Here is a 7,625-nt window from a genome sequence, read left to right as displayed (position 1 = left end):
GTTTCTGTTACGGCTCCTTTGTATCCAGATTATAATTCCTACAATAATCAGGGCCATTGGCGGCATGATGACAAGACTGTTGTTAAAGTATCCCATATCGTACAGTGATTGGGGAATAACCCTGTATCCCAGCAATTCTCCCGTGCCGAAAATTTCCCGGATTACCGAAACAATTATCAGGATTAGTCCGTATCCCAGGCCATTACCTATTCCATCAATAAATGAGGGCCAGGGTTTATTCGCCATTGCATAAGCTTCCAGACGACCCATAATAATGCAATTAGTAATAATCAATCCTACAAAAACTGAAAGCTGCTTGCTGACGTCGTATACAAAAGCTTTCAAAACCTGATCAACGAGGATAACCATTGCTGCCACAATCGTAAGCTGTACAATTATTCTAATCCTGTTGGGGATAATATTTCGTATAAATGATATCGCCAGATTGGAGAATGCACACACAACCATCACAGCAAGAGCCATAACGATGGAAGGCTTAACCTTTACGGTTACAGCTAGGGCAGAACAAATCCCCAATACCTGAACTGTGATTGGATTATTATCGTTCAAGGGATCGAAAAGCAGCCTTTTATTCTTGGGTGAGAATAGAGGTTCTACAGGTTCTTTTATCTTTTCTGGTACGCTGATAGTCTCGTTAGCCATAAAATTCTATTTATTATCAGGATTTTACTTTTTTAAAATAGGGCACATAATTACTGAGGGTACGTTTTACCATCTCAGTGACTCCATCGCTAGTAATGGTCGCGCCGGATACTGCGTCAACACCATGTGTATTCTCAGGCGAGACTCCGCCCTTTACGGCTTTTATCGAAACAAACTGCCCCTTCTCATCGAATATTTTTTTGCCGGTAAACTGATTCTGGAATTTTTCAGTTTCTATTTCAGCACCGAGTCCGGGGGTTTCACTTTTGTGGCCAAAGCTAACTCCATATACCGTGTTCATATCGCCTTCAAGGGCAATGTAACCCCATATAGGACCCCACAAGCCCTTGCCTCTTACCGGTATGATATAATAGGATTTTTCGTCTTTATGGCAGATAAATAAAGGAAACAATTCCTTATCGGCATTCCCGGTTTTTGCTTTATCCAGCTCCTTTTTGAGGTCGATGTCAAACGCGGGCGCACCTCCTTCGACAGCTTCACCTTTTTTGTTTAGCACGATCTGTTCAGTTATATAAGTCGCAAACAGCTTTTCGGCCTCCATTGGATTCGTTATGATACTGACACTGGTCAGGATATTTTGCATCTTTTCTATCCTTACATTTCTTTGCTGGTAGGGTCCCAGACTTATAGCTGCTACCGAAAGCAATACAGCAATAATAACTACCATTACGCCTGAAAAAAGAAAGGTGGCTTTGTTACTGTCCTTATCCATTTTGCAAAGTCTTAGTGCGATTCATCCTTCTTTTAATATTAGCTTCAACAATGTAATGATCAATTAATGGCGCCATCACATTCATGAACAGAATTGATAGCATCATTCCCTCCGGGTAAGCTGGGTTGAAAACTCTAAACAGGATGGCAAACAAGCCTATTAGAAAGCCATAAATATATTTGCCCGTATTCGTCTGTGTGGCACTTACCGGATCGGTGGCCATAAACACAGCTCCAAAAGCAAAGCCACCGAGCACAAGGTGATGTATGGGACTGATCTGCATCAGGGTTGTTGTTCCAAAGAGATTAAATATAGCAGCCATTACAAATCCACCAACAAACACACTCAGCATGATTCTCCAGCTACCGATACCTGTATATAACAATATGAATGCTCCAATTAAGCAAGCCAGGGCAGAGGTTTCGCCTACTGAACCGGGTATGGTTCCGATAAATGATTCCCATATTCCAGGTATTTTATCAGCAAACCCTGCTGCTGCATCGCCCAGGGGAGTAGCCCCACTGTATCCGTCAACAAGAGACTGTCCTTCAGGCCGACTGGTGTTGATCCAAATTTCATTACCCGACATTTTCGTTGGATAGGCAAAAAAGAGAAATGCCCTTGCGGTAAGAGCGGGGTTAAGGATATTCATTCCGGTACCGCCGAAAACCTCTTTACCAATAATAACTGCGAACACTGTTGAAACAGCAACCATCCAGAGGGGAACGTCTACTGGCATAACCAGAGGAATTAACATACCCGAAACAAGGAAACCCTCATTAACCGTGTGCTTCCGTACGATAGCAAAAATAAATTCGACAGTCAGACCTGAGACGTAAGAAATTATTACTAAAGGCAAAACTTTTGAAGCCCCGAAAAGAAAATTATCTGTTAAACTTGCGACTGACGAACCCAGAGCGAGATGGTGCTGATAGCCGGTATTCCACATACCGAACAGCAAACACGGTACTAAGGATAATATCACTAATATCATGGTGCGTTTAAGATCGATAGCATCCCGGATATGGGTACCCCGTGCAGCGGTTGTATGATCGGGTACGAAAAGGAATGTTTCAAACGCATTGAAAGCAGGGTAAAACTTTTCCAGTTTTCCATCCTGTTCAAAGTGGGGTTTTATTTTATCTAATAATTTTCTAAGTGCTTCCAAAAGAAAATAATTTGTGTGATAAAAAAATGGCTGCCCGCCCGTTTAGTCTGTCTGTAGTTCTTCGGCTATATTATCAATAGGGCCTTAATTGTTATTTCAAAGGATCTTAGTAAAATAAATATATAGTCTCTGTAATGAAATCAAATTAACTGAATTCGCTCTGGATCAGGTTTATTCCGCGACGCACAATTTCCTGCGCTTTTATTTTTGACGTGCAAACGAATTCACATAATGCAAAATCTTCTTCCACTACCTCGTAAATCCCTAATTTTTCCATTTGTTCAATATCTTCAATAAGAATCGATTTTAACAACTGTACAGGATAAATGTCCATAGGGAAAACTTTTTCATACTGCCCTGTAACTACAAAGGGGCGTTCTTCGCCATGCAGGTTAGTGTTAAGTTCATGCTTCTTAGTGGGGCTGAGCCATGAAAAGAATGTTCGTGATACACTAAACTTGTCGAAACCAGGGCTTAACCATCCTAAGAATTCCGGATGATTTCCCTCAGGGATTACAGTGATCTGGGAATCATAGAATCCCAGAAATCCTTCAGGCGCTATCCTGCCGCCACTTAAAACGCTGCCGCTGATAATTCTGTTATTGCCATCCTTAACACCAGCGTCATTGAGCAGATTTTTGATACTGCATCCACCCGTCACCTGGTAGTACCCAGGTTTATGAACTTGCGAACCGGCAAGAGTAATTATCTTACGTGCATCGTATGTTCCGTGTTTGAACAAGTTCCCAATAACAATTACATCCTGGGCATTAACAGTCCAGATATGTTCGCCTTTGTTTAATGGGTCTATGTGATGGATTTGAACTCCAACATTTCCTGATGGGTGAGGACCGGAAATTGTGTTTAATTCAACTCCTTTAAAGTCGCTGAAAAATGAAGAGTTTAACTCAGTGTGAACATTTACGTGCACTTTGCCATCGGTCAATTTCTGTAAGACATCGAGACCGGACTGAAAAAGAGATTCTTTGCCTTTTAAAACAAATTCAATATCAGGGGCAAGCGGGTTAGTATCAAATGCAGAAATAAAGATGGACTTTGGAACTGTCTGCGGATCCGCAATAATACCAAAGGGTCTTTGTCGTATAAAAGGCCAAACTCCGCTTTTTAACAAGTGATCAATTACTGCGTCACGACTGAGATCGTTGGGTTTAAAAATCCCATGATCAAGATACCTGATCTCCCGGTCGGCAAGAATTCTAACTTCCAGGACCTTTCTTTTATCACCGCGGACTACTCCAATAATTTCGCCGCTAACGGGTGAGCCGAATTTAATAGATTCATTATTTTTATCGTATAAAAGAGGAGACCCTGCTAAAACTTCATCGCCCTCTTTAACAAGGAGTTTCGGACTTAGTCCGGAGAAGTCGGCAGGACTAACCGCGTATGTTTCAGAATGAAGTTGATTGGAAAGAGATTTATCGGCTTCGCCAGCCAATTTGATATTTAAGCCCCGATTGATTTTAACATACCTTGACATACAGTAAATTTAAATAAGACTTCTATGTGTAATGAACGTTAAGTTTCGGCTCAATAAGTCTAAGATCCACGCGGCAATTATAAATCTTACTACAATATACAGGTTTTAATAAATTTACAATGAGCCAAAAAAAATATTTTATTTTATTATAAATTCTTATTTTTAGATAATCACCTCGAATGATAGCCTTGGAATATTAAGATTTAGCTATTCCCTAATTGTAACGCTACTCCATGTTGCCCCTTAAATTTGTTTGATGCATCGTTAATTAACTATTATAAGTGGATTTTCATTCGTTAAAAACTTCATTATGGGATCTGTACAAAGTATTTTAAAAGCCAAAGGCGGTACAACATTTTCTATTGCCCCTGATACAATTGTTTACCGCGCGCTCGAGATCATGGTTGAAAGGAACGTAAGTGCCCTGGTTGTTATGGAAAATGACAGGCTTGTGGGAATGTTTTCTGAGAAGGATTATGCCAGGAAGGTAATTCTAAAAGGAAAAGCCTCGAAGCAAACAAAAATCAGGGATATCATGTCGGAAAACATCACTACCGTGGGCCCTTCTGCTTCAATTGATGAATGTATGCAGCTCATGACGAACAACTTTATTCGTCACCTGCCTGTTATGCAGGAAGGTCAGCTTATTGGTATTATCTCTATTGGTGATGTCGTAAAATTTATCATCGACGAGCAAAAATTCATTATCCAAAATATGGAACAGTATATCGGCGGAACCTGATACGGCTTACCGTCCAGGATTTGCCGAGGGCTTGCGCCTTCTAAGCAATTTTTTTCTGTCAAAACTTACACGTTTATTGACTTTACTTAGGAAAATGTATCCTGAAATACCTGCAATAACTGATGCAATTAGAACAGAGAATTTCGCTCCAAGCTGATATTCCATGCTTTCGAATGAGAGCAGAGCAATGAAAATAGACATTGTAAACCCGATACCGGCAAGTAATCCTAGTCCGAAGATATGTTTCCAGGTAGACTGAGATGGAAGCGAAGAATAGCCAAACCGAACAGATAACCAGGAAAATAAAGTTATTCCAAGAGGTTTAGCAATAATCAATCCCCCGAGTATTCCAAGTCCCATTGGACTATATAAGCCATCGATCATGCCATTCTCGAATTTTATATTGGTGTTAGCCAACGCAAATATGGGCATGATCAGAAAATTTACTGGCCTAACAAGCATGTGCTCGAGTTTTTCCAAAGGGGAAATGTCTTCGGTTGTGTTTGTTGGGATTGTCATCGCGAGGAGAACGCCTGCAATAGTGGCATGAATTCCCGAATGATGTACAAAATACCAGAGAAATATTCCGGGTATGATATAGAAGATTAGTTTTTTAAAACCCAAACGGTTAATTAATATCAGGAAAGCCATAATGCCCGCTGCATAAAGCAGCTGTTTGAAATGTACTTCTTCGGTGTAAAAAAATGCAATTACCAGAATTGCACCGAGATCGTCAACTATTGCAAGAGCGGCAAGAAAGACTTTGAGAGATGGAGGAACTCTTTTTCCCAAAAGAGACAGCACACCTAATGCGAAAGCAATATCGGTAGCCATAGGAATACCCCATCCACTCGAAGTTGGAGTGTTAAAGTTAAAAAGGGCATATACTAATGCAGGCAAAACCATCCCGCCTATAGCTGCAAAAATTGGCATTGCAGCCTTCCTTGGCGATGATAGCTCGCCTTCAACGATCTCCCGTTTAATTTCAAGTCCGACTAACAGAAAAAAGATAGCCATCAGTCCGTCATTTATCCAGGCTGAAACGGAATATTCAAGGCTAAAAATCTTACCGGAATAGCCTATGACAAGTGAAAGAAAATCTTCGAATTTCTTACCTAAAGAAGAATTTGCAATAATTAGGGAGATAACCACACAAAAGAGCAGGATTATTCCGCCAATTTGTTTGGATCGGAAGAAATTCCGGAATGTTTTTAGATTAATTCCTTTGGTCATTGCGCGAAAATACTAATATCTTTAAAAGTCAGTAAGAACAGTTTTAGTATTTTTGGGAATATTAATACCAACCTCAGAGGGTTTTCAGGGGTTTCTATCTAAATACCAGACTATTAGGTTAGTGGTAAAAATATTACAGAAACAATTCAAGATTGCCTTTACCCTGACGAATAATGTCGAACTCACCCTCACTGCAATCCACAACTGTGGAAGGCTGATTATCTCCGAAACCACCGTCGATAACCAGATCTACCAGGTCTTCATATTTTTCATGGATCAACTCCGGATCGGTAGAATATTCAAAGATCTCATCATCATCGTGTATAGATGTAGACATAATTGGATTTTCGAGGGCTTTTACAATGAACCGGGCAATATTATTGTCTGGAATCCGTATTCCGACGGTTTTCTTGTTGGAACTCAAGAGTTTCGGAACATTCTTACTGGCATTAAAAATGAAAGTAAATGGCCCGGGCAATGCTTTCTTCAAAATGCGATATGTTTCGTTATCAATTGGTTTGGTATAATCTGAAATATGACGGAGGTCATAACAGATAAAAGAGAAGTTAGCCTTTTCAGGTTTTATACCTCTTATTTTACAAATCCGTTCAATGGCTTTCTGATTGGTAATGTCGCAGCCAAGACCGTAAACGGTGTCGGTAGGGTAGATGATAACGCCACCTTTTTTTAGCACATCAACCACCTGCTGTATCATTTTTTCGTTCGGATTTTCGGGATATATCTTGATAAGCATGGCTAAAAGTACTAAATTAAATTTCTGATGAGATATCACCAATCTTCCCGGCAGTGTTCAAATTAATTTAGATTAGAAATGACATATAAAATACCAGATTCCACTCGTATAGGGCACGTTCATTTAAAAGTTTCCGATCTGGACCGATCACTTTCATTTTACCGGGATCTCCTCGGTTTTCAAATTACCCAGAGATATGGGCATCAGGCAGTCTTTATCTCGGCTGGAGGATACCATCATCATATAGGTTTGAATACTTGGTATTCAGAAAATGCGCCCCCTGCGCCGCAAAACTCATCCGGTTTATTTCACACCGCCATCTTGTATGCCGAAAGAAAGGAACTCGCTGTAATCTTAAAACGCCTACGGGATGCCGGCTACCCGCTTACTGGCGCATCAGATCATGGTGTTTCTGAAGCATTGTATTTAAATGATCCCGATGGAAACGGTGTAGAACTTTATTGGGACAAGCCCACAGAGGAATGGCCGATGGACGGGGAACGGAATCTGAAGATGACTTCGAATAGGCTAGATTTGGAAGAGCTTCTCAAATTAGCAGAATAAGTGGGAGCATTTGGGTATTAAGCGTTAGGCATATTTTGATGCCCAACGCCTAACTCCTGCACTCAGGTCCCTTTAAACGATGTCCCAATAGCTAATAAAACAAATCCAACTAAAACCAGCATAAAGCTATATTCAGTCAGATAATTTACTGAAGTTAGGTGTCCCACAATTCCGAGAATACCTGTGATAAGAGCAACTGCCCAGAGAACTTTGTTTGGTGCTGATGGTTTCATAAATCTTCTAAATAGTGATGTCCTGAATTATCCATTA

8 protein-coding genes are annotated in these 7,625 nt (G+C 40.4%); 2 read left to right on the top strand and 6 right to left on the bottom strand.

Going from position 1 to position 7,625, the window contains the following annotated elements; all coding sequences use genetic code 11:
• The 4 genes from ACLL8Z_RS10315 to ACLL8Z_RS10300 all read right to left on the bottom strand — a co-directional run.
• The coding region (locus ACLL8Z_RS10315) for an NADH:ubiquinone reductase (Na(+)-transporting) subunit D (RefSeq protein WP_411274697.1) at positions 1-663 on the bottom strand (663 nt) is incomplete at its 3' end.
• Positions 664-679: 16 nt separating this feature from the next.
• On the bottom strand, positions 680-1,396 hold the full coding sequence (gene nqrC / locus ACLL8Z_RS10310) for an NADH:ubiquinone reductase (Na(+)-transporting) subunit C (protein ID WP_411274696.1): 717 nt from the start codon (positions 1,394-1,396) through the stop codon (positions 680-682).
• Positions 1,389-2,564, bottom strand: coding sequence for an NADH:ubiquinone reductase (Na(+)-transporting) subunit B (locus ACLL8Z_RS10305; RefSeq protein WP_411274695.1), 1,176 nt, complete (start codon positions 2,562-2,564; stop codon positions 1,389-1,391). Before ACLL8Z_RS10305 ends, nqrC begins: the two co-directional genes overlap by 8 nt.
• 145 nt (positions 2,565-2,709) lie before the next feature.
• Complete coding sequence (locus tag ACLL8Z_RS10300; protein WP_411274694.1) at positions 2,710-4,062, bottom strand: Na(+)-translocating NADH-quinone reductase subunit A; 1,353 nt, start codon at positions 4,060-4,062, stop codon at positions 2,710-2,712.
• Positions 4,063-4,372: 310 nt separating this feature from the next.
• Here ACLL8Z_RS10300 and ACLL8Z_RS10295 point away from each other — a divergent pair, with 310 nt between their 5' ends.
• Positions 4,373-4,804: a CBS domain-containing protein gene (locus ACLL8Z_RS10295; protein WP_411274693.1), complete on the top strand. Its 432-nt coding sequence runs from the start codon at positions 4,373-4,375 to the stop codon at positions 4,802-4,804.
• Positions 4,805-4,810: 6 nt separating this feature from the next.
• Here the strand turns inward: ACLL8Z_RS10295 and nhaA are convergent, their stop codons facing one another.
• Both nhaA and ACLL8Z_RS10285 read right to left on the bottom strand, forming a co-directional pair.
• A complete protein-coding gene (gene nhaA, locus ACLL8Z_RS10290) occupies positions 4,811-6,037 on the bottom strand; it encodes a Na+/H+ antiporter NhaA (protein ID WP_411274692.1) in 1,227 nt (408 codons plus the stop codon).
• Between the two features lie 133 nt (positions 6,038-6,170).
• Positions 6,171-6,791 (bottom strand): L-threonylcarbamoyladenylate synthase, encoded by a 621-nt coding sequence (locus tag ACLL8Z_RS10285; protein ID WP_411274691.1) that lies wholly within the window; start codon positions 6,789-6,791, stop codon positions 6,171-6,173.
• Positions 6,792-6,869: 78 nt separating this feature from the next.
• Between ACLL8Z_RS10285 and ACLL8Z_RS10280 the strand changes: the two genes are divergently transcribed.
• On the top strand, positions 6,870-7,355 hold the full coding sequence (locus ACLL8Z_RS10280) for a VOC family protein (protein ID WP_411274690.1): 486 nt from the start codon (positions 6,870-6,872) through the stop codon (positions 7,353-7,355).
• The last annotated feature ends 270 nt before the right edge of the window (positions 7,356-7,625 follow it).

Origin of the sequence: Daejeonella sp. (assembly GCF_046590655.1) — a bacterium.
Lineage (GTDB): Bacteria > Bacteroidota > Bacteroidia > Sphingobacteriales > Sphingobacteriaceae > Daejeonella.
The sequence above is the reverse complement of the archived record's forward strand: the minus strand, read 5'-3'. Positions and strand labels throughout refer to the sequence as shown.

What these genes read in the sequence shown, in the direction of transcription:
- ACLL8Z_RS10295 (WP_411274693.1), top strand. Translation starts at nt 4,373, where the DNA reads ATGGGATCTGTACAAAGTATTTTAAAAGCCAAAGGCGGTACAACATTT.
- ACLL8Z_RS10280 (WP_411274690.1), top strand. Translation starts at nt 6,870, where the DNA reads ATGACATATAAAATACCAGATTCCACTCGTATAGGGCACGTTCATTTA.
- nqrC (WP_411274696.1), bottom strand. Translation starts at nt 1,396, where the DNA reads ATGGATAAGGACAGTAACAAAGCCACCTTTCTTTTTTCAGGCGTAATG.
- ACLL8Z_RS10300 (WP_411274694.1), bottom strand. Translation starts at nt 4,062, where the DNA reads ATGTCAAGGTATGTTAAAATCAATCGGGGCTTAAATATCAAATTGGCT.
- nhaA (WP_411274692.1), bottom strand. Translation starts at nt 6,037, where the DNA reads ATGACCAAAGGAATTAATCTAAAAACATTCCGGAATTTCTTCCGATCC.
- ACLL8Z_RS10285 (WP_411274691.1), bottom strand. Translation starts at nt 6,791, where the DNA reads ATGCTTATCAAGATATATCCCGAAAATCCGAACGAAAAAATGATACAG.